15 protein-coding genes are annotated in these 22,033 nt (G+C 66.6%); 9 read left to right on the top strand and 6 right to left on the bottom strand.

Features of this window, described 5'->3' with window-relative positions; all coding sequences use genetic code 11:
* Nucleotides 1–247 precede the first annotated feature (247 nt).
* Genes ACO06X_RS02875 through ACO06X_RS02860 form a run of 4 tightly spaced genes read left to right on the top strand, consistent with a single transcriptional unit; the run spans nt 248 to nt 4,539 of the window.
* On the top strand, nt 248–1,546 hold the full coding sequence (locus ACO06X_RS02875; protein ID WP_421838500.1) for an oligosaccharide flippase family protein: 1,299 nt from the start codon (nt 248–250) through the stop codon (nt 1,544–1,546).
* Nucleotides 1,543–2,484, top strand: a complete 942-nt coding sequence (locus ACO06X_RS02870; protein ID WP_421838499.1) for a glycosyltransferase family 2 protein — start codon at nt 1,543–1,545, stop codon at nt 2,482–2,484. Before ACO06X_RS02875 ends, ACO06X_RS02870 begins: the two co-directional genes overlap by 4 nt.
* Nucleotides 2,471–3,499 carry a glycosyltransferase family 2 protein gene (locus ACO06X_RS02865; RefSeq protein WP_421838498.1) on the top strand — a complete coding sequence of 343 codons (1,029 nt, stop codon included), beginning with the start codon at nt 2,471–2,473 and terminating at the stop codon, nt 3,497–3,499. Before ACO06X_RS02870 ends, ACO06X_RS02865 begins: the two co-directional genes overlap by 14 nt.
* Nucleotides 3,496–4,539 carry a glycosyltransferase family 4 protein gene (locus tag ACO06X_RS02860; RefSeq protein ID WP_421838497.1) on the top strand — a complete coding sequence of 348 codons (1,044 nt, stop codon included), beginning with the start codon at nt 3,496–3,498 and terminating at the stop codon, nt 4,537–4,539. The genes ACO06X_RS02865 and ACO06X_RS02860 overlap by 4 nt, the downstream gene beginning before the upstream one ends.
* On the opposite strand, the gene ACO06X_RS02855 is transcribed toward ACO06X_RS02860, so the two are convergent.
* Genes ACO06X_RS02855 through ACO06X_RS02845 form a run of 3 tightly spaced genes read right to left on the bottom strand, consistent with a single transcriptional unit; the run spans nt 4,481 to nt 8,339 of the window.
* The gene (locus tag ACO06X_RS02855; protein ID WP_421838496.1) at nt 4,481–5,785 is read right to left on the bottom strand and encodes an O-antigen ligase domain-containing protein; all 1,305 of its coding nucleotides are present in this window, start codon (nt 5,783–5,785) and stop codon (nt 4,481–4,483) included. The genes ACO06X_RS02860 and ACO06X_RS02855 overlap by 59 nt on opposite strands.
* Nucleotides 5,740–7,155 carry a GumC family protein gene (locus ACO06X_RS02850; protein WP_421838495.1) on the bottom strand — a complete coding sequence of 472 codons (1,416 nt, stop codon included), beginning with the start codon at nt 7,153–7,155 and terminating at the stop codon, nt 5,740–5,742. The genes ACO06X_RS02855 and ACO06X_RS02850 overlap by 46 nt, the downstream gene beginning before the upstream one ends.
* A complete protein-coding gene (locus ACO06X_RS02845) occupies nt 7,152–8,339 on the bottom strand; it encodes a polysaccharide biosynthesis/export family protein (RefSeq protein ID WP_421838494.1) in 1,188 nt (395 codons plus the stop codon). Before ACO06X_RS02845 ends, ACO06X_RS02850 begins: the two co-directional genes overlap by 4 nt.
* Nucleotides 8,340–8,766: 427 nt before the next feature.
* Here ACO06X_RS02845 and ACO06X_RS02840 point away from each other — a divergent pair, with 427 nt between their 5' ends.
* Nucleotides 8,767–10,197 (top strand): sigma-54-dependent transcriptional regulator, encoded by a 1,431-nt coding sequence (locus ACO06X_RS02840; protein WP_421838493.1) that lies wholly within the window; start codon nt 8,767–8,769, stop codon nt 10,195–10,197.
* Nucleotides 10,198–10,209: 12 nt separating this feature from the next.
* On the opposite strand, the gene ACO06X_RS02835 is transcribed toward ACO06X_RS02840, so the two are convergent.
* Nucleotides 10,210–11,343 carry an aromatic ring-hydroxylating oxygenase subunit alpha gene (locus ACO06X_RS02835; protein WP_421838492.1) on the bottom strand — a complete coding sequence of 378 codons (1,134 nt, stop codon included), beginning with the start codon at nt 11,341–11,343 and terminating at the stop codon, nt 10,210–10,212.
* Between the two features lie 81 nt (nt 11,344–11,424).
* Between ACO06X_RS02835 and ACO06X_RS02830 the strand changes: the two genes are divergently transcribed.
* Genes ACO06X_RS02830 through ACO06X_RS02820 form a run of 3 tightly spaced genes read left to right on the top strand, consistent with a single transcriptional unit; the run spans nt 11,425 to nt 15,085 of the window.
* A complete protein-coding gene (locus ACO06X_RS02830) occupies nt 11,425–13,053 on the top strand; it encodes a phytoene desaturase family protein (protein ID WP_421838491.1) in 1,629 nt (542 codons plus the stop codon).
* Nucleotides 13,053–14,456 carry an APC family permease gene (locus ACO06X_RS02825; RefSeq protein WP_421838490.1) on the top strand — a complete coding sequence of 468 codons (1,404 nt, stop codon included), beginning with the start codon at nt 13,053–13,055 and terminating at the stop codon, nt 14,454–14,456. The genes ACO06X_RS02830 and ACO06X_RS02825 overlap by 1 nt, the downstream gene beginning before the upstream one ends.
* 2 nt (nt 14,457–14,458) lie before the next feature.
* Entirely contained in the window at nt 14,459–15,085 is a 627-nt protein-coding gene (locus ACO06X_RS02820) for a TetR/AcrR family transcriptional regulator (protein WP_421838489.1), read from the top strand.
* A 6-nt stretch (nt 15,086–15,091) separates the two neighbouring features.
* Here ACO06X_RS02820 and ACO06X_RS02815 read toward each other — a convergent pair whose 3' ends face one another.
* A complete protein-coding gene (locus ACO06X_RS02815; RefSeq protein ID WP_421838488.1) occupies nt 15,092–16,093 on the bottom strand; it encodes a cyanophycinase in 1,002 nt (333 codons plus the stop codon).
* 145 nt (nt 16,094–16,238) lie between these two features.
* Between ACO06X_RS02815 and ACO06X_RS02810 the strand changes: the two genes are divergently transcribed.
* Nucleotides 16,239–20,228, top strand: coding sequence for an amino acid adenylation domain-containing protein (locus tag ACO06X_RS02810; protein ID WP_421838487.1), 3,990 nt, complete (start codon nt 16,239–16,241; stop codon nt 20,226–20,228).
* Here the strand turns inward: ACO06X_RS02810 and ACO06X_RS02805 are convergent.
* Complete coding sequence (locus ACO06X_RS02805; protein WP_421838486.1) at nt 20,225–21,976, bottom strand: M10 family metallopeptidase; 1,752 nt, start codon at nt 21,974–21,976, stop codon at nt 20,225–20,227. The two genes, ACO06X_RS02810 and ACO06X_RS02805, sit on opposite strands and share 4 nt — an antisense overlap.
* Nucleotides 21,977–22,033: the final 57 nt, after the last annotated feature.

The following is a 22,033-nucleotide window of genomic DNA, read 5'->3' as shown; positions in this document are numbered from 1 at the left end:
TGCAGATGCTGTGCCAAGTCGGTTCAAGGCGCGGAAATCTGCGCTTGCTGCCGATTGCGGGGGGCAGGCTCATTGTCTCAAAATTGCAATACGGCACGGTTGGAAGGAGATCGTTGCATTTTGCATCGCCATTTTGCGAATTTGTTTCGATTGAATCTATATAAAACAAATAAAAACAGTGATATAGAATAACGGCACGAGCCTTGAAGATACCAGTGCAACTTTCGCATTTGCACAAGGCGGTATCGTGCCACAACAGGTTGATCAGTCTCTATCCCGGCTCCGCGCCGCGCTGACAGGGCCGCTCATGCGCGGCTTCGGCGCCTACGGCGGTGCCGAGCTTGCCAACCGGGTTGTCCGCGTTGTAACCACCGTGGTTATTGCTCGGCAGCTCGCGCCTGCCATTGTCGGTGAAGCGGCGCTGGCCTTGACCCTGTTCGAGCTGATCCGCGTGCTGAGCGGGATCGGCATCGGCCAGCGCATCATCGCGGCGGCGGACGGCGAACTGGCGGCGGTCTGCAACACCGCGCGCCGCCTGTTCTGGGGCTGGGCGCTCGTGCTCGTCACGGTCCAGACGGCAGTCGCCGCAGTCCTCTGGCTCGGCTTCGGCGCGGCCGGACCGGCGGCCATGCTGGCGGTGCTGGCGCTGGTCTATCCGGTGATGCCGGCCGGCCTCGTCCAGTGCTACCTTGCCATGCGCGAGGGCCGCAATGCCGCGCTAGCCCGCACCGCAGCAAGCCAGGCGATCGCGGACCACGTGCTGACCGCCGTGCTGCTGCTGGCATGGCCGAGCCCGTGGTCGGTGGTCCTGCCCAAGCTCATCACCGCGCCGGTCTGGCTGGTGATGACCCGCCGCAACCGTCCCTGGCAGCACGACGCCCACGCCGGTCACGCCTGCTGGCGCGGCATGGTCCGCTTCGGCGGCGGCGTGCTGGTTGCCGAGGGCCTGACCGCGCTGCGCCAGCAGGGCGACAATCTGGTGATCGTCGCCACCATGGGCAGCTCCGCGCTTGGCACCTACTACTTTGCCTACAACGCCGGGCTGGGCATCGTCTCTTCGCTGGTCGGCGCATTCGGGACGGTCTCGTTCCCGATGCTTTGCGCGGCGCCATCGGGTCCGCGCCGCCTCGCCGTGCTGCGGAGCGTGCTGATCGGCGGTGTCGCCCTGTTTGTGCCGCTGGTTGCGGCCCAGGCGCTGCTCGCTCCGATCTATGTGCCGCTCGTGTTCGGCGCGCATTGGGCCTTTGCGGCTCCGCTGATCGCGATCCTGTGCCTTGCCGGCGTTGCCCAGCTGGCCTCGGTTCTCACTGCCAACTGGCTGCGCGCCGAAGGCCGCGTGGGCAGCGATGCCGGGCGCAGCCTACTTGGCCTCACTCTCGCGCTGGGCGGGCTCTACATCGGCGCCCGCACCGGCAGCCTGACTGCTGCGGTGATCGGGCTGGTCACCGGCACGCTGCTTGCCGCGGCCATTTCCGCCGCCATCACACTCGCACCGGCCCTGCGCCGGACTTTGCCCGCCATCCCCGCCACGGAGCAGCCCGCATGAGCGCCCAAGGAAACACCCCGCACGTTACCGTTGTCATGCCGGTCTACAACGCCGCTGCCACGATCAGCGCGACCATCGCCTCGGTGCTGGCGCAGACCTTCACCGCGTTCGAGCTCGTCATCGTCAACGATGGCTCGACCGATGATACGCTCACCCGGCTGATGCCGCTGGCCGAAGTCGACCCGCGCATTCACCTCGTCTCGCGCCCGAACGGCGGTGTTTCGAGCGCCCGCAATCTCGGTGTCGAACTGGCGCGAGGCGAGCTGATTGCCTTCATCGATGCCGACGATCTCTGGGCGGCGGACAAGCTTGCTGCGCACGTCGCGCGCCACCGCAGCGATGCGAAGCTTGCGGCGAGCTATGCGCGGATCGGCTTTCTGCCGCAGCACGCCGCCACGCTCGATGCGTGCCGCACGTTGTCTTCGGTCGGCAGGGGTCCGCTGCGCCTGATCGAGGTGCTGGGCGAAAATCCGGTCTGCACGATGTCGAACCTTGTCGTGCGGCGCGATGCGTTCATCGCTGCGGGCGGGCTCGATACCGGCCTGTCGCACGCCGAGGATCAGGAATTCGTCGCGCGGCTGCTCTCACGCGGGAGCCGGATCGAGGCGATCAATGCCGTGCTCGTGGGCTACCGGTTCAGCCCGGATGGCCTTTCGATGGATTTCGACCGGATGAAGGCTGGCTGGCAGCTGCTGGCGCGTCGGCATCTCGATGGCCCGGCGCTGGCGGCGCTCGAAGCGCTCTATCTGCGCTATCTTGCGCGCCGCACGCTGCGGTCGGGCGGGTCGCCGGTCAAGGCGCTGTCCTATGCGCTTGCGGGCCTGCGCACGGAGCCCCGCGCCTTTCTTGCCGATCGCCGCCGCGGCCTCGGCACGCTCGCGGGCTCATTTGCCGCGCCCATTCTGCCGCGCGCGATGCGCCGCCATGTCTTTGCCTGAACACCTTTCTCCCGAGGATAATCTCATGAACCCGACCGTTTCCGTCGTCATGCCGGTCTACAATGTCGAAGCCTATGTGGCCGAGGCGATTGATTCCGTGCTCGCGCAGACCTTCACCGATTTCGAACTCATCGTCGTTGACGATGGTGGCAGCGATCGCAGCATGGAGATCGTGCGCGCTTACGAAGATCCGCGCCTGCGCATCGTCGTCCAGGCCAACCGAGGCCTTGCCGGCGCGCGCAACAGCGGCATTCTCGAAGCGCGCGGCGCCTATATCGCGCTGCTCGATTCCGATGATCGCTGGCTGCCCGAGAAGCTGGCGCTGCACGTGATCCATCTCGACCACAATCCCGAGATCGGCGTGAGCTTCTCGCCCTCGCGGTTCATCGATCGCGATGGCCGCCCGATGCGTCTTGTGCAGACGCCGAAGCTCGATGGCATCGAGGCGGCGGATATCTTCTGCCGCAATCCGGTGGGCAATGGCTCGGCCCCGGTGATCCGCCGCGCGGCGCTGGAAACCGTTGCGTTCCCCCATCCGGAGGAACCGGCGCGGGTGTGCTACTTCGATGAAAGCCTGCGCCAGTCGGAAGACATCGAGATGTGGCTGCGCCTTTCGGTCGCGGGCGGGGTCCGCTTCGCCGGGATCGAGCCCGCGCTTACCGAATACCGCGTCAATGGCGGGGGCCTCTCGTCGCAGGTCGTGCGCCAATATCAGAGCTGGGAACAGGTTGTCGCGCGCCTCACCGGCTATGCGGCCGAATTTGCCGGCACGCACGTCAGCCGCGCCCGCGCCTATCAGCTGCGCTATCTGGCGCGCCGCGCTGTCCAATTGGGCGATCCCGGCATGGCCCTGGCGCTGCTGCGCGAGGCGATGGCGAGCAATCGCCGCCCGCTGCTTGAGGAGCCGGTCAAGACCTTGGTGACCGTGGTGGCTGCGCTGGCCGGGCGGATAATCGGCCCCGATCGCTTTGCCCGGCTGGCCGCGATGGCCGTCGGCGGGAGGCTGGTGGCATGAACAGGCACCATCACAAGCCCCGGCTCGTCAACCTGCTCGACGATTTCGCCTTCGGCGGCGTTTCGCGCGGGCTCGGCATCTTTTCCTCGCAGATCGTGGCCGACGCGGCCGATTGCAGCGTGGTGGCGGTGCGCCCCGATGCGCTGATCGCGCCCCGGCTCGATGCCGATATCATCGTGGTGCATTTCCCGCCCAACTGGCGCCGCATCGCCTTCTTGCTCTCGCTGCGGGTCCGCAATCCGCAGGCGCGGATCATGCACGTGGAGCACAGCTATACCCGCGCGTGGGAAGCGCTGAAGGTCGAGCAGAAGGGCCGCTTCCGCCTCATGCTGCGCATCGCGCTGCGGCTGGTGGATCAGGTGGTCTGCGTCTCCTGCGGGCAGGCGGACTGGCTGCGCGAAGTGGCACAGCTGCCCTGGCACAAGGTCGATGTCATCTATCCCCATGCCGAGAATCCCGGGCTTTGCACGCTGCCGCTGCCTGATTTCTCGTGCGAACGCCCGCTCGTGATCGGTGCCTATGGCCGGTTCCACGAGCAGAAGGGCCTTGAGAACCTGATCGGCGCGCACCGTGCCGGGGCGCTGCCGGGCACGGAGCTTGTCATCGGCGGGTTCGGTCCGATGGAAGACGAACTGCGCCAACTTGCTGGTAACTCGCCCGATATCCGCTTTGCCGGCAAGATCGATGATGTCGCCGGATTCCTGCGCGGCTGTGATCTCGTCGCCGTACCCTCACGCTGGGAAGCCTATGGCCAGGTCGCCTGCGAGGCGCGCGAGGCGGGGCGTCCGATTCTTGTCGCGCCGGTAGATGGCTTGCCGGAACAGGTGGGCAGTGCGGGCCTCGTGATCGATTTCACCAATCCCGATGCCCTTGCGCGCGCCTTTGCCACGCTCGACAACCAGCGCCTTGGCGTGATGGCGCGCGCGGCGCGGCGCTCTGCGCAGGATTGCGGGCTGGACCGGCAGCGCGAATGGGCGCGGCTTATCCGGCGGCTGGTGCCGCGTCAGGCGCGGCCGATCGGAGTTCCGGTGACGGCCTGAGCGCGACGCCGATGGCGAGCAGCGCGGGCCAGGCGATGTAGGTGAGCACCTCGAGGTTTTCGCCGAAGCTGTAGAGCCAGTAGGTCAGCGCCATGGCGAAGCCGAGCTGGCCGACCTTGCTGTCCATCGCGGCGCGAAACGTGGCGGCGAGGGTCCAGACCATCGGCACGGCCAGGGCGATAGCGCCCGCCAGCCCTTTGACGAAGAGCAGGCCGAACCATGTGTGGTGGCTGCCGATCGGCATGTATTCGACCATGTGCGGGCCGCGCTCGACGATGCCGTGGCCGAACCAATAGGCTTCCGATTGCCAGCGCTGCACCGCGATCCGGCCAAGCGCCGCCCGCACGCGCGAGGAATCGGCGCGTGCGCTTGAGAAATCGCTCGTCATCTGATCGACCAGTGCGCGCAGTTGGGGGGAGAACCATGATCCCATCAGCACCAGCCCGGCGGCGCAGAACCACAGCACCGGCTGCCGCACTTTGCCCGCCAGCCATGCCAGCGGGACGATCACCGCCAGCGCAATCAGCGCGAGGCGGCTTTGCGACAGCAGGGCGACGAGCAACGAGGCGGCATAGCCCGTCCAGCGCCATTTCGCATCGGGCTCCATCCGCGCCAGCAGGAAATGGATGACCGCGACCATGCCGGCGGCGGGCGACCACGGCGCGAAGAATTGCCAGCGTGCAGTGCCGACACCGGGTTCGATGGTGTAGAGGATGGCGGCGAAGTACTCGTTGCCCGATCCGCCCAGCACAGCGAGCGGGGAGACCCAGAGCTTTTGTGGCAGGCCGACAAAGGGCGCAGCAAGGAACAGTGGCAGGAGGATCAGCGTCTGCAGGCTGAGCCGGCAGACCGCACGCGAAAGCGCCTCCACGCGGATCGGCAGCGCAAACCCGGCGAGCGGAAACAGCGCCAGCAAGGCCCAGCCCTTTGCCCAGCCGACGGCCGACTTGATCGTCTGCCCGGTGCCGAGGTGGAACTGGGTGTGCCCGATGAAGAGGATCACCAGCATAGCTGCCATGCCGATCAGCCATGCCCAGATCGCTGGCGGCAACTGGCCGGGGCGTTCAGCCGCGGGCAGGGCAGGGGCATAGTACCAGGCCCGCACAGCAAGCAGGGCCAGCGCCCAACCGAGCACTGGCCCTGCAAAGTAGAGGCCGCCCGTGATCCACAGGATCCAGGTCGCGCCGATCGTGCCGGTGATCAGCCTTTCCGCAACATGCGCTCGAGGAGGGGTTGCCGCAGCCATGCCAGCGCGAATGCTAGCAGTGTCAGGATGCTTGCCGCTAGGGCACCGGCGAGAGCTATCACCAGAGACGGGCTCGAGGGGCGCGTGGGCAGCGATGGCGAGGCCAGCGTCTGGACCAGCGGATAGGATGCGAACGGGTCCTGCTTGTTGGTATCGATGCGGGCAAGGGCGGAGGAGAACACCGCCTCGGCGACGTGGTGATCGCGCTGGAGGTCCGCAAGCTCGGACGCCTGCTCGATCAGCGCGGGCGATTGGGCTTGCGCGCGGGCGAGATCGCCCCGGATTTCGGCCAGGGCCGCACCGGCGCCGGCGGCCTGCGCATCGTTGACAGTCATTGCCTGCATCAGGTTGGACCGTCCGTCCGCCACCTGCATGTCGATGCCGGCCATGATCGCGCCTTCCGAAAGGCCGGTCAATTGCCGTCCGCGCATCACAAGTGCCGCGCGCAGGGCATCGCGCTCACCGTTCGCCTTGGCCATCTCGACATGGCGTTCACCCAGCGTGGCCGACTTCTCGCTCGCCTGGGCATTGCTGGTGGCGTAGCGATCGGCGAGCTGCTGGAACACCGGATCGCCGCGCAGCCGCATGGCGATATCGGCGGCATGCGGGTTGCTGCCAAGGCTGCCCGAAAGCCGCCCGGCGGTCCCGGCATACTGGCGCAGTTGCATGCGCACGTCGCGTTCCTTGTCGTGGAGGGCATCGACCGCAGTGATGCGTGCGTTGAACTGCTCCAGCGTGGCAAGGCCATGGCTCGCCTGGAAGGAGATCAGCTTGCGCTGCGCGGTCTGCACCTTGTTCGAGAGCTCGACGAGGCGCTTGACGTCGGATTCCTCGCGCTTGGTCGCCTCGTCGGCGCGCAGCATGTCGAGCCGGGCGAGAAAGGCGTTCTGCAGCGCATCCGCGCGGGCCTTGGCCTGCTGTGCGGTGCGGCCGGTGATGCTGACGTGGATGAGATTGGTCTGGTCGACGAGCTTGATGACCGGATCGGGAAAGAGATCGCCGTCCTCGCCGGTCAGCTTGGCGGCTGCCCGCTGGGTGATGTCCGCCGAAAGCAGCTGCTTGTAGTTTTCGGTCGGGCTCAGGGTCGAGCTCGAGAAGGCGGAGCTGGACGAGGACTGGGCTTGCCCGATCGATTCCACGTTGAGCGAACTGCCCACGCCGGAACCCGGCACGATCAGGCTGAACTCGCTGGTATAGCTGCGCGGCACGATCAGCAGATAGGCCGCAGTGGCGAACCAGATCACGCCCAGCACCGGGGCAATGCTCCGGACATAGCGCTGGTAGCGGCCCACGGCGGGGAGGTGGGGGAGAAGGACCCGGCGCAGCCATTCGCGGCGGCGGTCCAGCATGCGGATGTGCTTCTGGCTCATTTCTTGAGACCGTTGACCAGCACGGCAGGCCCGAGCAGGTTGCCGACCACGCCCACTGCGTCGACGAAGGTCATCGCGTCGCTGTCGTAGCAAGCGATGGCATCGCCGGGCATGAGCATGGGGTTGAGATCGTCGCGATCCGAACTACGCACGAGGCCTTCCACCGAACGCGCGATCACCACCGAGCGCCCGGTGACCGGATTGCGCGAGATGAGCACGGCCTTGCGGCCCGCGTTCATCGCCGAGCCGCCGACGCAGTTGGCGGAAACGAGGCCTTGCAACATGCGCGTGCCATAGGGGAAGCTCGTCGAATCCCTGTTGATCGCCGAAGCCGAGTTGCTGCTGGCCGGACGCGAGAGGTTGGAGAGATAGACACGCACGCCCGGGGCGGTCACACTGCTGGGTCGGACGTAATCGGCCTGGAAGCAGCCTGCGGACGGCACGATGATGCGGTCCCCGGCGGCGAGCTGCGGATCGGCCGGGACACCGCCGGTGAAGGCCGGGGTCACGTCGATCACCGCGTAGCTATCGCCGCGCACGAGATAGACGGCCTGTGCTGCGGCATCGGGGCGGATGCCGCCCGCAGCGCGCAGTGCGGCCGAAAGCGAACGGCCCGAATTGAAATCACCCCCAGCCGGATGGTCGACCGTCGTCGCGCGCGCGTCTGCGGCGCGTTCGCCGGCGCGGACGAGGCCGGGTTCGAACACCGCACCTTCGACCGAGACCTGCACCCCGGCGGCTTCGACCTGAGCCAGCTTCACGCCGCCGGCCACGTCGCGGACAAGCGCGCCGGCGATCAGGCGCTGGCGGACTTCGCGTTCCACCGCGCTCACCGGGCGGCCGGCTGCCACGATCTCACCCAGAAACGGGATGGTGAGGCGGCCGTTTGCAGCCACGACATAGCTGCCGGTCAGCGTTTCAGCATCACCGGCGACGGCAAGCTTCAAGCGGTCACCTGGGCCGACGAGATCGGGGCTTCCGGAAAAGACATTGGCATCGACATGCACGAGGTGGGCGATGACGCCCGGCGCGCCCGGCACGGCGCAGGTGGCAAGCGGCTGGTTTTCCAGCTGCTGTTCGCGCTGGAACCGTGCGCCGGGCAGGTTGGCCGGAGTCGGCATCGTCGCGCATCCGCCGAGAAGCGCAGTGCACAGCAGCATGCTGAGGGTGGTTCGGGAATTCATGGTCATCTCCTGATGTGCTTTAGGAGACAGCAAGGCGCGTGCCAGCTTCGCATTCTGCATGAGAACCTACGCAAAACTGCGCGAAACGCGAGATGACCGGGGTCCAGGCGAGATCGGATCATTGCAATATGCGTAGAATTGCGTATGCATTTTGCGAAGACATGCCGTTGCGAAACGCGAATCGCGGTATGCGAAGCGGCCGAAATACAAATGTTTCCGGGCTTGGCACGCTTCCTGCGGAGCACGGATCATTCGTCAGTGCGGGCCCATGCGACGATCGCGCGAGCTTGCCGCACTTTCGCAAAGGGACACGCCGATCGCTTTATCAGCACCTGCTGCTCCGGCAGCCGCTGATCAGGCGAACGGTTGCGAATTGGAAAGCACTGCGTTTGCATAATGCAAGCGGCAGCATGAAGTGGATCAGCGTATGGCGCGCGAGAAAATTCTGATCGTCGAGGACCTTGCCTCTCTGGCAATGGCCTACGCAGCCCAGATCGAAAAGGCGGGGCACCAGCCGTTCGTGGCGCATTCCGCTGCGGCGGCGCTCGCGGCGCTTGCTGAAACGCCGGACTTCGGCGCCATCCTGCTGGATCTCCAGCTGCCCGATGCGGACGGGCTGGAATGGCTGCGCGCCAATCCGGGCATCTGCGAGACCTATCCGGTGATCGTCGTCACGGCCGACGGTTCGCTCTCGCGCGCGATCGAGGCGATGCGGATCGGGGCGTTCGATTTCCTCGTAAAGCCGATTGCCGGTGCCCGGCTGCTTGCGGTGCTGGCAAGCGCGATCGAACTTGGCAAATCCGCCAGCCGCATTGCGCCCACCGGTGCCCCGCAGAAGGCGAAGAAAGCCAAACCCGGCACGTTCATCGGCAATTCGCCGCTGATGCAGGAAGTCTACCGCCAGATCGAATGCGTTGCCTCAAGCCGTGCCACGGTGTTCATCACCGGTGAGAGCGGGACCGGCAAGGAAGTCTGTGCCGAAGCCATCCACGGTGCGAGCGGACGGGCCGGCGGCCCTTTCATTGCGCTGAACTGCGGCGCTATCCCTGAGAACTTGCTGGAATCGGAGATATTCGGTCACCTCAAGGGCTCGTTCACCGGGGCGGTGAGCGACCGCGTTGGCGCGGCGCAGGCGGCGCACAAGGGGACGCTGTTCCTCGACGAAATCTGCGAGATGCCGCTGCCGTTGCAGGTCAAGCTGCTCCGCTTCCTGCAGACCGGCTCGATCCAGCGCGTCGGCTCCAACCGTATCGAGGAAGTCGACGTCCGCATCGTCTGCGCGACCAACCGCGATCCGGAGCGCGAAGTGGCGGAAGGGCGGTTTCGCGAAGACCTGTTCTACCGCCTCGCCGTGGTGCCGCTGCATATGCCGCCCCTGCGCGAGCGCGTCGGCGATGTCCGCGAACTTGCCGAAGGGTTTCTCCAGCGTTTTGCGCGTGAGGAAGGCAAGACCTTCAACCCGCTCGCCGCTGCCCAGCTTGCCGCGCTGGAACAGTACCGGTGGCCAGGTAACGTGCGCGAACTGCAGAACGTGATGCGCCGTGCAGCGGTGCTCCACATGGGCCCCGATCTGCCGGCCTCGGCCTTTCCGCTCTCCAGCCAGGTCACCGCGCCGCCTGCCGCAGCCCAGCAGCCTGCACCAGTCGGCGCGCGCTCACCAGTCGAGATCGATCGTGCGACCGATGTGCTGGCCGTGGTCAATGCAGTGAAAGGGCTCACGCTCGACGAGCTGGAGCGCATCGCCATCGAGGCGGCGATTGACAATGCAGGCGGCAGCCTGCCCTCGGCGGCCAAGGCGCTCGGCGTCAGCCCTTCGACGCTCTATCGCAAGCGCGAGCGGTGGATGGCGGCGAGCTGAGCGCCCGCGCGCTCAGGGTTCGCCGCAGCGTTCGATGTAGCGCCGGATATCGAGGCTGAGGTCCTCGATCGGCGCGTAGTAGCCGTGCGTGTGAACGCGCGCCGCGATTCCGGACTGGACGCGTTCGCACACCGCCCAGTCCTGCCGATTGACGAGGTCCCAGAAGTCCACCGCGTCCGCAGGGTCGAAATCCGCCTTGGCCATCTCGTCGGGGTGGAACAGGAAGCGGCATTCGATCAGGGTGCGATCTGCCGCCAAGGGCCACAGCAGGAAGGCGGCGGCGTGATCGCAGCTGACGCTGAACATGAGGTTGGGATAGATCAGCTCGCCCTTGTGGCGCACCTTTTCTTCCTCGGAAAGGCCGGGGAAGGGGGCGCGGCTGGTCGTGCCTGTCATCGTGTAGGTGTAAGCGCCCTCGCGGTGCGGGATGCCGGCTTCCCAATCGAGATCGATCCCGCCCCGCACCTTGAACGCGGGCACGATCGCCGTGAGCTCCGGGTGGACGCCGGGGCAATGATAGCATTCGTTGTAGTTTTCGAGGATCAGCTTCCAGTTGGCGCGCACCTCGTAGCGGATCGTCTGCGCGGTGCGCAGATCGGCAAGCGGATAGTTGGCGAGGCGGCGCGCCGGTTCGGCCAGCGCCGCGAAATCGGGCGCGGTTTCGGGCGAGAGGTTGAGGAAAACGAACCCGCCCCAGGTCTCGACCGCCACCGGATGCAGGCCGAACTGGCTCTTGTCGAAACCCGGCGCGTCCTGCAGCTGCGGTGCTGCCAGCAGGTGGCCATCCAGCGCATAGGACCAGCCGTGGTACGGGCAGCGGATCATCGTCTTGCCGACAACCCCGGCATCGAGCGTGACGCCCCAGCGCGCATCGCTGACTGCGTCGCACATCCGCCCGCCGCGGTGGCGGCAGACGTTGTAGTGCGCATGGAGCGCCCCCTGCTTGCCGCGCACCACGATCACGCTTTCGCCCGCTACATCGAGCACCTGGTGATCGCCGGGGCCGGGCATGTCTTCCTCGCGGCCTGCGCAGAACCACTGGCGGTGGAAGATCGCCGCCTTGTCGCGCGCGAAGGCCTCGGCGGTGAGGTAGGCGGTGCTTTCGAGCGACTGCTCCATTCCGCCATTGCCTTGCTGAACGTTCATCGCCGCTTGCTCCGCATCGCTTATTAGACGCTTGCCTTATAAGCACCATTGCGGCACTCATCCAGCCAGAAAGCGAGGGGGATGAGCAGCGCGGCCATGGATGTGACGGGCAAGGTCTGGGATGCGATCATTGTCGGCGCGGGGCACAATGGGCTGACCGCGGCGGCCTACCTGGCCAAGGCGGGGCGTTCGGTGCTGGTGCTGGAGGCACGGTCCATCATCGGCGGTGCCTGCGTGACCGAGGAGGTCATCCCCGGCCACCGGGTTTCGTTCACGTCCTACATCGCCTCGATGCTGATGCCGACGGTGATCCGCGACCTCGATCTCGGCCGCCACGGCCTGCGCATGGTGGCCTGCGATCCGATCCTGACGGTGCCACTGGGTGAAGGTGAAATCATCCGCTGGTGGGCGGATCCGGAGCGGACCGCGCAGGAAATCGCCCGCTTTTCCGCGCGTGATGCGGAGGCCTTCCTCGAAGTCGACCGCAAGCTCAAGGCGCTTGCCGCCTATCTCCAGCCCTTCTTCCTCGAATCCCCGCCAGACCTTGCCGCGCGCGGGCTCGACCGCCTGCGCGAAGGGCTGCGGATGATCCGCCGCTTCCGCCGCATCAAGGGCACCGAGATCGGCGAGATGGTGCAGTTCCTCACCGGCAGCCTTGGCGAGTTCCTTGATCGGCACTTCGAATCCGATGCCGCCAAGCGCATGATCCTGGCCAACAACGTCTATGGCAAACACGGCGGACCCTATGAACCAGGTTCGGCAGTGGGCCTCTTGTTCCATCTGCTGGCGGGCGGGGACCATGCGGTGCAGGGTTTCAACGGCCATGTCATGGGCGGCATGGGCGCGGTTTCGGGCGCGATTGCAGCCGCCGCGCGCGGCTTTGGCGCGGTGATCGAAACGAGTGCGCCGGTCGGCAGCATCGACGTGTTCGCCGGGCGGGCAACCGGCGTGACCCTGCTCGACGGGCGGCAGGTGCGCGGGAAGGTCGTGCTGTCCAACGCCGATCCCAAGCGCACGTTCCTTGCGCTGCTCGCCAAGGCCGATCTGCCGGATGATTTCCGCCGCGATATTGCCGCGATCAAGATGGGCGGCCCGGCGGCGAAGCTCAACATCGCGCTTTCGGGCGAGCCCACGGTGATCGGCCGCAGCCCGGATGCGACGCCGCTGGAGCGCGCACTCCTCACCATCGCGCCCACGCTGGAGGGCGCGCAGCGCTGCGCCGATATCGCCCGTTTCGGCGATGTGCCTGAGGAGCTGTGGATCGATTGCGTGATCCCCAGCCTCGTTGACGACAGCCTCTGCCCGCCGGGGCATCATATGCTGACCTGCTTCATCCAGTACGTGCCCTACAACCTGCGCGAGGGCACGTGGGACGAAAAGCGCGAGGCGCTGGCGGAATCGATCATCAGCCAGATCAGCCGCCACATGCCGAACCTGCGTGAGCTGATCCTCGGCCGCGTGATGCTGACCCCGCTGGATCTGGAGCGGATCTACGGCCTGACCGAAGGCAATATCTTCCATGGCGACCTGCACCCCGGCGCGCTGTTCTCGATGCGCCCGGTGCCGCGCTGGTCGCAGTATCGCACGCCGGTCGAGGGGCTCTACCTCTGCGGGGCCGGCGCGCATCCCGGCGGAGGCGTGACCGGCGCACCGGGGCATAACGCGGCGATGCAGGTGCTGCGCGATACCAAGAAGCAGGGCCGGCGCTGATGGCCGGCGGCGCGCCCCATCCGGCGAAAGTGATGGGCGTTGCCGATCTTGCGATGTTCTACGTGGTCACCGGCGTCAGCCTGCGCTGGATCGCGACCGCGGCGGCCTTCGGGCCGAGCTCGATCGTGATCTGGGTGGGGGCGCTGCTGTGCTTCTACCTGCCGTTCGTGCTCGCCATCGTCGAGCTCTCCTCGCGCTATCCGCAGGAAGGCGGGCTCTACATTTGGACGCGCGAGGCCTTCGGGCCATACGTCGGCTTCATGGCGGGGTGGAGCTACTTCACCTCGAACCTCCCCTATTTCCCCAGCGTGCTCTATTTCGATGCGGGCAACGCGATCTACATCGGCGGGACGAGCTGGCTCCATCTGCGCAGCAGTCCAGTGTTTTTCATGAGCTTTGCGCTGGGCGCGCTGGCCTTCATCACTGCGATCAACATCTTTGGCCTGCGCTTCGGGCGCTGGCTGCACAATCTGGGCGCGGTCGGCATGTGGGGGCCGGCGCTGATCGTGATCGTGCTGGGCGGGATGGCCTGGTGGCAGTTCGGCTCGGCGACGGAGTTCACGCCGCAATCGTTCGTGCCGGTCTTCGATATCCAGCACATGATCATGTGGGCGGCGATTGCCTTTGCGCTCTCCGGCGCGGAGACCGCCTCGTTCATGAGCGGCGAGATCAAGGACCCGCGCCGCACGATCCCGCGCGCGTTGCCCATCGCGGGGGTGGTGATCGTCTCATGCTATATCATCGGCACGTTCGCCGTGCTGCTGGCGATGCCCGCGGGCGAGGTCAACACGCTGCAGGGCCTGATCCAGGCGGGTGCGGTGGCGGCGCAGAAGGTGGGGGCGGGCTGGATCGTGGTGCCGCTGGCGCTGCTCATCACGCTCGGCAATCTCGGCGCGGCGAGCGGGTTCCTTTCGTGCGCTGCGCGCATTCCCTTTGCGGTGGGGATCGACCGGCTGCTCCCGCCGGTCTTTGCAAAGGTCCATCCCAAGTGGGGCACGCCCTACGTCGCCATTCTCGTGCAGTGCGGGCTTGGCGCAGTGCTGTGCATACTCGGCCAGGCTGGTACCGGCGTGAAAGGCGCGTATGACGTTCTGGTGAGCATGGGAATCATCGCTGCCTTCCTGCCTTTCGCGCTGGTCTTCCTCGCGGTGATCCGCCTGCAGGGCCGTCCTGCCGAAGCGGGGGTCACCCGGCTGCCCGGCGGGCGCGTGACGTCCACGGTCTTCGCCTGCATCGGGCTTGCCACCACGCTCACCGCGCTGGTACTGGCGGGCTTCCCGGCAACGGACGAGCCCAACAAGCTGCTTGCGGTGATCAAGATCCTGGGCCTCACCGCCGTGCTGCTGGGCAGCGGCACGCTGGTCTATTACCTCGGCCAGCGCTCCGCGCGGCGAGCGGCCTGACCATGGCGAGCACGGCCCTGAAACCGCTGGCACCCCTTCGCCGTCGCCGCGCTTCTCCGCTGGTGCGGCGCGCCGATCTTGTGGCGGCGACGGTCAGCTGCCTCGCCCAGCTCGGTGCCAAGGGGACCACGGGACGCGAAATCTGCCGGAGGGCCGGGGTTAGCCATGGCTTGCTGCGGCACTATTTCCGCAATCCGGACAACCTCCTGCTCGAGACCTATGAACAGCTCTGCGAGGATATGCTCGCGCAGCTGGAGGCGGCGGCCATGCCCCATGCGGCGGACCCGCTTGATGCGCTCCACCGGTACTTCCTTGCGGTCTTTTCGGATGAGTGGGCCGGGCCCGATATCATCGGCGCGTGGATGGTGTTCTGGCAGCAGGCCCGCAGCCGCGCCGATTTCGCAGCCGTTTCTGACAGTTTCAACTTGCGCCAGCGCGCGCTGCTCGAACGCCTCGTCGCAGCGCTTCCGGTGCGGGCGGAAGCGCTGCCGATGGCCGATGCGATTGCGCTGCTTTCAGCGGTGCTCGACGGGCTGTGGATCGAATACTACCTTTCAGACCAGCGCACTCCGCGCGATCGCTGCGTCGCGCTGTGCGACGCCGCCGCGCGCCGATTGTTTGGCGTCTGAGCGGGATCACGGCAGCGGCGCAATCGCTCCGCCGTTTGCGCTGTAGTCCTTCTCTGCGATCGGATTTCCGACTGCGCCCGACGGCAGATGCACCACCGATTGCGGCCCGGCGATGGTGACATGGATCCGCGTGGCTACAAGCGCCCCGGGCGCAGCAGCGCGCCCGATTCCTGCGCCGTAAACTGCCCATACGCCGGTGCCGGGGGTTGATGGATAGACCCGCCCGGTCCCGTCCGGTTCCACCGCGAGCGCCACGCCTTCATCGATGCCCAGCCCAATCAGCGGTGGCGCATCGGCCGGGCGGCTTGCCTGCGCCTTGGCGATAAACGCAAACAGCCGGCCGAGCCGCTCGCGCTGGGTGAAGTGGCTGTCGGTGATCACACCCTTGAGCAGATCGAGATGGAGGAACCCGGTTTCGATCGTGGTACCCTTGCCGTAAGGGTCGGCCAGCGCCTGCGAGGCCGTCAGGCTCTGGCCGTCCATTGCGCCGTAGAGATATTCGCCCAGCACCGCGAGCCCGGCGCTGGTGCCGGCAAGCGGTTTGCCCGCGCGGACGTGGGCATCGAGCGCGGCTGCAATCGGCGTGCCGCGCCAGCGCCGCACATAGCGCGCCTGATCGCCGCCCGCGATGAAAACGCCGTCCGCCTTGCGCAAAGCGTCCAGCAGATGCGGGTCGCGGCTGGCGGAGCGGGAATGCGTGACGAAGGTTTCAGCCGAGCGGACGCCGCCCAGTTCGCGGTAGAATTCGGTGCTCGCCTCGCCATGCTGCGAGGCCCGGAGGATGACGATATGGCCATGTCCCGCCTTGGCGATGAACCAGCGCATCGCCTCGGCGCTGTGGTCTCCGCCGCCGATCAGCAGCAATCCGCCCGAAACTGGTGCCGGGGCGGGGCCGGAAGGATCGCCTTCGAGATAGACGTCCAGCGCCCGCGCTGCAGCATCCGATGCGGCGAGCACCGCCAGTATGGCGGCCAGCCCCGCCGCAATCCTTCTCGCATAAATGTGCAAACCCGGATCTCCCGCTTCGATGCGATGCACCCGTTCTGGCACAAGGCTCCGCTGGGCGCAAAATCCCCATGGCATGGGGACTTGCTCCACGGATTCGGGGCTATCCATCGCTTGACCGCCTTTGCCGCAGCGATAGAGGGGCGCCATGCTCCCAGCACCCCAAGTCCATCCAGCCTTGCTCCACGCGTTCCTTGCCGAAGCATCTGCGCGCTATCCGGATGGCACCGCGATCGAGGTGCCGCCAGCGCGCACCCGTCCCGAACGGCAGGTGATGACGTACGCCGAGCTTGCGGCGCTGACTGACCGGCTCGCGCTTCATCTCGCGCCGCGGCTCCAACCGGAGCGGATCGTCGCGCTGCAGCTGCCACGCACTTCGCCGATGCTTTATGTGGCGCAGATCGCCGTGCTCAAGGCGGGCGGCGCCTATACCGCGATCGATCCTTCGTTTCCCGATGACCGCATCGCCGAAGTGCTAGAGGATGCTGATGCGGTCGCGGTGCTGACCGATGCGGTCGGTGCGCAGCGGCTTGGGCCCATAGCGGGCGCGGTGCCACTGCTTCTGGCGGCAGAGCTTGCAATGGAGGCGCCGCCTGCAGGCGCGACGCTGCCTACCGAAGTGCGCCCCGATCAGCTGGCCTATGTGATCTATACCAGCGGCACGACCGGCAAGCCCAAGGGCGTGATGGTCGAGCACCGCAATGTGGCCAATCTTGTTGCATCCGATCTCGCTGAATTCGGTCTTACGCCCGCAGACCGCGTGATCCAGGGTTCGTCTGCGGCCTACGATTCCTCGATCGAGGAAATCTGGCTGGCGTTCGCCTCCGGTGCGACGCTGGTAGTGATGGACGACGAGGCCGCGCGGCTTGGCCCCGATATCGTCGCATGGCTTCAGCGCGAACGCGCCACCGTGTTCTGCCCGCCGCCGACTTTGCTGCGTAGCAGCGGTTGCCGCGATCCCGAAGCGGCACTGCCCGATCTGAGGCTGCTCTACGTTGGCGGCGAGGCGCTGCCGCGTGACATAGCCGACCGCTGGGCCAAGGGTCGCCGCATGGTCAACGGCTATGGCCCCACGGAATGTGCGGTGACCTGCCTGCGCGGTGACATTGTCCCCGGCGGGCCGATCACCATCGGCCGCCCGGTGCCGGGAATGGAGGCCTTCGTGCTGGGCGAAGACCTTGAGCCGGTCGCAGAGGGCGAGCAGGGCGAGCTGTGCATGGGCGGCGCGGGCGTTGCACGCGGCTATCGCCACCGCGAGGACCTGACTGCCGAGAAGTTCGTCGATCACCCCACCTGCGGGCGGATCTACCGAACTGGGGACCTCGTCCACCGCGAGCCGGACGGCAACCTGTTCTACCATGGGCGCATCGACGCGCAGGTCAAGATCCGTGGCTACCGCGTCGAACTCGGCGAGATCGAGGCGCGCCTTGCCGCGCTGCCCGGCGTGCGCGCGGCGGCAGCGCGGCTGCAGGAAGCCGGCGGCGTGCCCGAACTCGTCGCCTATGTCGTGCCGGGCGAGGGCGTGGACGCGCTCGATCTGGACGATCTGCGCACGCAGCTTTCCAGCACGGTGCCGAGCTACATGGTGCCCCGCCGCATCGGCATGCTCGCCGAGCTTCCAACCACGGTTGGCGGCAAGCTCAACCGCGCGGCGCTGCCTGCGATGACCTTTTCCGCCGATGCGGGGCCTGTGCGCGATATCGTGCCGTCGGCGACCCCGCTCGAAGCCGCGCTTGCCGCCGCCGTCGCCGATATCCTGACACGTCCTGACGGCGTGTCGGTCGAAGACGATTTCTTCGAGGACCTCGGCGGCGACTCCCTGAGCGCCGCGCTGCTGGTCACGCTGCTGCGCGAGGGCGGCGCCGGAGACTGGGTCACGGTCAGCGATATCTATGCGGCGCGCACCATCCGCGCGCTCGCCGCACTGGGTGAGGAAGCAAATGCCGCTTCCGCCAATGCTGCGCAGCATAGAGCGCCCGTGCTGGTGCGCGAGGGCGAGGCACGGCCGGTTCTCGCCAATATCGTCCAGATCGCTTGGCTGGCTGGAGAAATTGCCTTTGGCGGCTGGGTGAGCTGGGCTGCCGCCTGGGTGCTGTTTCCGCTGTTGTTCGACAAGCTCGATCTTGTTGCCTTCGTGCTGCTCACGCCGCTGATCACGGTGGCGGGCGTTGCGCTTTATCTGCCGGTTTCGGTGGGGTTCACGCTCCTCGTGAAGTGGATCGCGCTTGGGCGCTACCGTCCGGTCCGCGCGCCGGTCTGGAGCACCTATTACCTCCGCCACTGGGTCACCGTGCAATCGGCGCGGCTGATTCCGTGGCCGATGCTTTCAGGCACGGTATTCCAGAACGCGGTGCTGCGCCTGCTGGGCGCCAAGATCGGGCGCGGCGTGCATATCCATCGCGGCGTTCATCTCCATCGCGGCGGCTGGGATCTGCTTGAGATCGGCGACAACGTGACGCTGGGGCAGGACGCCCATATCGGCCTCGTCGAATACGACCGGGGCGATATCGTCGTCGGGCGCATCGTGATCGAGGCCGATGCCACCCTGCAGACGCGCGCCACGGTGGAGCAGAATTGCCGCATCGGCGCGGGCAGCGTGATTGCGCCGCTCTCGGTGGTGAACCCGGGCACCACGGTGCCGCCATGCGAGCTTTGGGACGGCGTGCCGGCCGGCCGCGTCGGCCCGGCACCCGAAGCGCCTGCGCTTACCGGCGCTGGTTTGCACCTCAACCCTGTCATGCACGGCCTGGCGACCTTGGCCGCTGAAGGGATCGCGACGATGCTCGGCGCGCTGCCCGCCGGTCTTCTTGCCTTGCTGCTGTGCTACCTCCTCGGTGTCGGCTCGGAAGAAATCTGGGTCTGGATCTACGCGCCGAAGCTCGATCCGCAGGTGCTCGCGGTCGTCTTCGGGGTGACTGTGGTCAGTGTGCCCGTCAGCCTTGTCTGGAGCGCGCTGATGGTCCGCGCGATGGGCCGCGTGAAGCCCGGAGTGATCGACCGCTGGAGCCTTGCCTACATCCGCGTCTGGCTGAAATCGGCTGCGACGTTCAATGCCGGGCAGTGGCTTTCAGGCACGCTGTTCTGGAAGCAATGGCTGCGGCTTGCGGGCGCGAATATCGGCGAAAAGTGCGAGATCAGCACAATCTTCGATGTGACGCCCGAACTCGTCACCATCGGTGCGGAGACCTTCTTTGCCGACGGCATTTACCTCGGCGGACCGGAGATCACGCGCGGCACGGTGCGGCTCGCGCCGATCGTGCTCGGGCGCAACACCTTCCTTGGCAACCATGCGGTGATCCCGGCGGGCGAAGTGCTGCCGGACGATATTCTGATCGGTATCAGCACGGTCGCCCACGCCAATGAAATCGCCACCGGCCAATCCCGCTTCGGGCGGCCTAGCTTCGATCTGCCGCGCCGGCAGGTGGTGGAGATGGACCGCAGCCTTACGCATGATCCCTCGCTGATCCGCTATTGCAACCGCGTGTTCTGGGAAATGCTGCGCTTCGTGCTGCCGGTCGGCACGCTGCTGGCAACGGTGCTGTGGTACAAACTGCTGGTGGAAGGCGCGCCGGAAGCGAACGACCTCGAGTTCGCACTGATCGTGATTCCGCTGGCGACGCTGGCCCCGCTGCTTGCGCTGCTGCTCGCGGTCACTGTGCTCAAGTGGACGCTGATGGGCCGGGTGAAGCCGGGCCAGCACGCGCTGTGGTCCTGCTGGGCCAGCCGGTGGGACTTCGTGTTCGTGGCCTGGGCGCGCTATGCCAATGCGATCCTGCAGCAGCTTGAGGGCACGTTCCTGCTGACGATCTACTTGCGCCTGATGGGTCTCAAGATCGGCAAGCGCGCGGTGCTGGGGCCGCAGTTCTCGCAAGTCGTCGATCCCGACATGATCGAGATCGGGGACGGCGCGACGGTAACGGCGTTCTTCCAGGCGCACACCTTCGAGGACCGCGTGCTCAAGGTGGACAAGGTGAAGATCATGGCGGGCGCGACGATCGGTGCCGGCACCGTACCGCTCTATGGCTGCGTGGTGGGCGAGGGCGCGCATGTCGGCCCGGGCAGCGTGATCATGAAACAGGAAAGCCTGCTGTCCGGCCTGTCGTATCAGGGCGTGCCGCTCAAGGTGGTGCGCAGTTAGAGGATGAAATCGAGGCCGGTGAGGGCCGGTGCCTTTTCGATCCGGATCGCGAAGTCCGCCGTGCCGTTGCCGTCGATATCGCCGCTGACGAGGCCGACGCCATTGGTCACGACGTAGCGCAATTGACCCGCAGCCTTGGTGAAGGCCCCGCTGCCGATCCACGTGAAGGCGTCGTTGACGGCGCTGGTCTGCTTCACGGCGTCGATGCCGGAAAGATCGATCCGGTCCCCCTGCGCGCGGCTGAAATCGAGGATCGTATCGGCGCTCGTCACGGTGGTGCCGGAAAGGTCGCCCATCGCCGCAAAGCGGAACACGTCGCCGCCTTCGCCGCCTTCGAGCATATCTCGACCGCCGCCGCCGATCAGGATATCGCTGCCGCCACCGCCGATCAATTGATCCGCCCCGTTCCCGCCGTCGAGCACATTGGCCGCGCCATCGCCGATGAGAATGTCTGCCCCAGTGCCGCCAATGAGGTTCTCGATCCCGATCAATGTGTCGTTTCCGCCGCCGCCGGTGGCCTGCGCTCCGCTGATGGCAAGGCTCACGCGGACGGCCGCGCTGCCCGAGGCATAGCTCGCCGTATCGTTGCCCGCGCCGCCATCGAGTGTGTCATTCCCAGCTCCGCCGATCAGCACGTCGTCATTCTCGCCGCCGGAAAGCGTGTCGTTGCCCGCTCCTCCATCGAGCAGGTCGTTCCCGACGCGGCCCAGCAACGCATCGTTGCCGCCATTGCCGCGCAGCGTGTCCGCTCCCGCGCCGCCATCGAGGGTGTTGGCAAGTTCGTTGCCCAGCAGCGTATCCGCGCCCGCGCCGCCGATCGCGTTCTCGATGGAGCAGCCAAACGCGATGCCGATGTTGTTGGTGAGTGAAACGCCGCTGTACGCCAGCGACGAATAGGCCCCCGGCGTCAGGTCCACCGTGCAGCCGTTGGTGAACGCTGCGACGCTGAACGTGTCCGTTCCGCCCGCATCCCAGATCGCCTCGAACGAAGGCGCGGCGGGATTGAAGGCATAGGTATCGTTGCCGGTCCGCGTCGTCATATTCGCGCCGTAGAGCGCCTGGATCGCCTGAATGTCGTAGACCATCGGCGTCTTGACGAGGAACTCGGCGATCCCCGTTGCGGGGTTTGTCCACCACACCTTCTCGGGCGCGGTATACGACATGATCGTGTAGCGCTGGTTGTCGTATCCCGCCGGGATCTTGGGCGCCTCGAACGGATGCTTGAGGCCGAGGCTGTGGCCGATCTCGTGCAGCATCGCCATGTAGTTGTAGGTGCCCGGCGCAAAGGACTGGCCGATGATGGCATCATCGATCCAGATATCGCCGTGCGCATTGCTGCGCCCGTCCGATACGCCGAGGGAATAGCCCCAGTACCCCGCTGAAACCGCCGAGGAGAAGGCGATTCGGATATCGCCGACCGTGCCGCCAGCGGTCTCTGCCACTTGCGTGAAGGTAATGTTGGCAATCTCCGACCAGGCGCCGAAGGCCTTGGTGATCATCGCGGCCTGCCCGCTTGTCACCGCGCCCGTTACCGCCGCCGTGTTTTCACCGCGCCCATAGGGGTTGGCGAACTGGCTGGCGGCGCCGTCCGCCCAGGGGAAGCTGTAGCTTACCTGCGTGGTGCCGGCGGAATCCTTGCCCGACCAGACCACCCGGAACGCCGCCTGCGAGGGGAGCAGCGCGTTGATGAAGGGTTTGGTGCTGGCGCCGATGCGCGCGACGGTGGAAAGGTCGGTAAAGCGGGGCATGGGGCTGGGGCTCGCGCGGTAAGGGATGACCCATTCAGCAATGCCAACACCGTCTGA

The organism is Novosphingobium sp., from assembly GCF_965229225.1.
Taxonomy (GTDB): Bacteria; Pseudomonadota; Alphaproteobacteria; order Sphingomonadales; family Sphingomonadaceae; genus Novosphingobium.
This window is presented reverse-complemented; position numbering and strand designations above follow the sequence as displayed.

What these genes read in the sequence shown, in the direction of transcription:
- ACO06X_RS02870 (WP_421838499.1), top strand. Translation starts at nt 1,543, where the DNA reads ATGAGCGCCCAAGGAAACACCCCGCACGTTACCGTTGTCATGCCGGTC.
- ACO06X_RS02840 (WP_421838493.1), top strand. Translation starts at nt 8,767, where the DNA reads ATGGCGCGCGAGAAAATTCTGATCGTCGAGGACCTTGCCTCTCTGGCA.
- ACO06X_RS02810 (WP_421838487.1), top strand. Translation starts at nt 16,239, where the DNA reads ATGCTCCCAGCACCCCAAGTCCATCCAGCCTTGCTCCACGCGTTCCTT.
- ACO06X_RS02845 (WP_421838494.1), bottom strand. Translation starts at nt 8,339, where the DNA reads ATGAATTCCCGAACCACCCTCAGCATGCTGCTGTGCACTGCGCTTCTC.
- ACO06X_RS02830 (WP_421838491.1), top strand. Translation starts at nt 11,425, where the DNA reads ATGAGCAGCGCGGCCATGGATGTGACGGGCAAGGTCTGGGATGCGATC.
- ACO06X_RS02805 (WP_421838486.1), bottom strand. Translation starts at nt 21,976, where the DNA reads ATGCCCCGCTTTACCGACCTTTCCACCGTCGCGCGCATCGGCGCCAGC.
- ACO06X_RS02860 (WP_421838497.1), top strand. Translation starts at nt 3,496, where the DNA reads ATGAACAGGCACCATCACAAGCCCCGGCTCGTCAACCTGCTCGACGAT.
- ACO06X_RS02820 (WP_421838489.1), top strand. Translation starts at nt 14,459, where the DNA reads ATGGCGAGCACGGCCCTGAAACCGCTGGCACCCCTTCGCCGTCGCCGC.
- ACO06X_RS02855 (WP_421838496.1), bottom strand. Translation starts at nt 5,785, where the DNA reads ATGGCTGCGGCAACCCCTCCTCGAGCGCATGTTGCGGAAAGGCTGATC.
- ACO06X_RS02835 (WP_421838492.1), bottom strand. Translation starts at nt 11,343, where the DNA reads ATGAACGTTCAGCAAGGCAATGGCGGAATGGAGCAGTCGCTCGAAAGC.
- ACO06X_RS02825 (WP_421838490.1), top strand. Translation starts at nt 13,053, where the DNA reads ATGGCCGGCGGCGCGCCCCATCCGGCGAAAGTGATGGGCGTTGCCGAT.
- ACO06X_RS02850 (WP_421838495.1), bottom strand. Translation starts at nt 7,155, where the DNA reads ATGAGCCAGAAGCACATCCGCATGCTGGACCGCCGCCGCGAATGGCTG.
- ACO06X_RS02865 (WP_421838498.1), top strand. Translation starts at nt 2,471, where the DNA reads ATGTCTTTGCCTGAACACCTTTCTCCCGAGGATAATCTCATGAACCCG.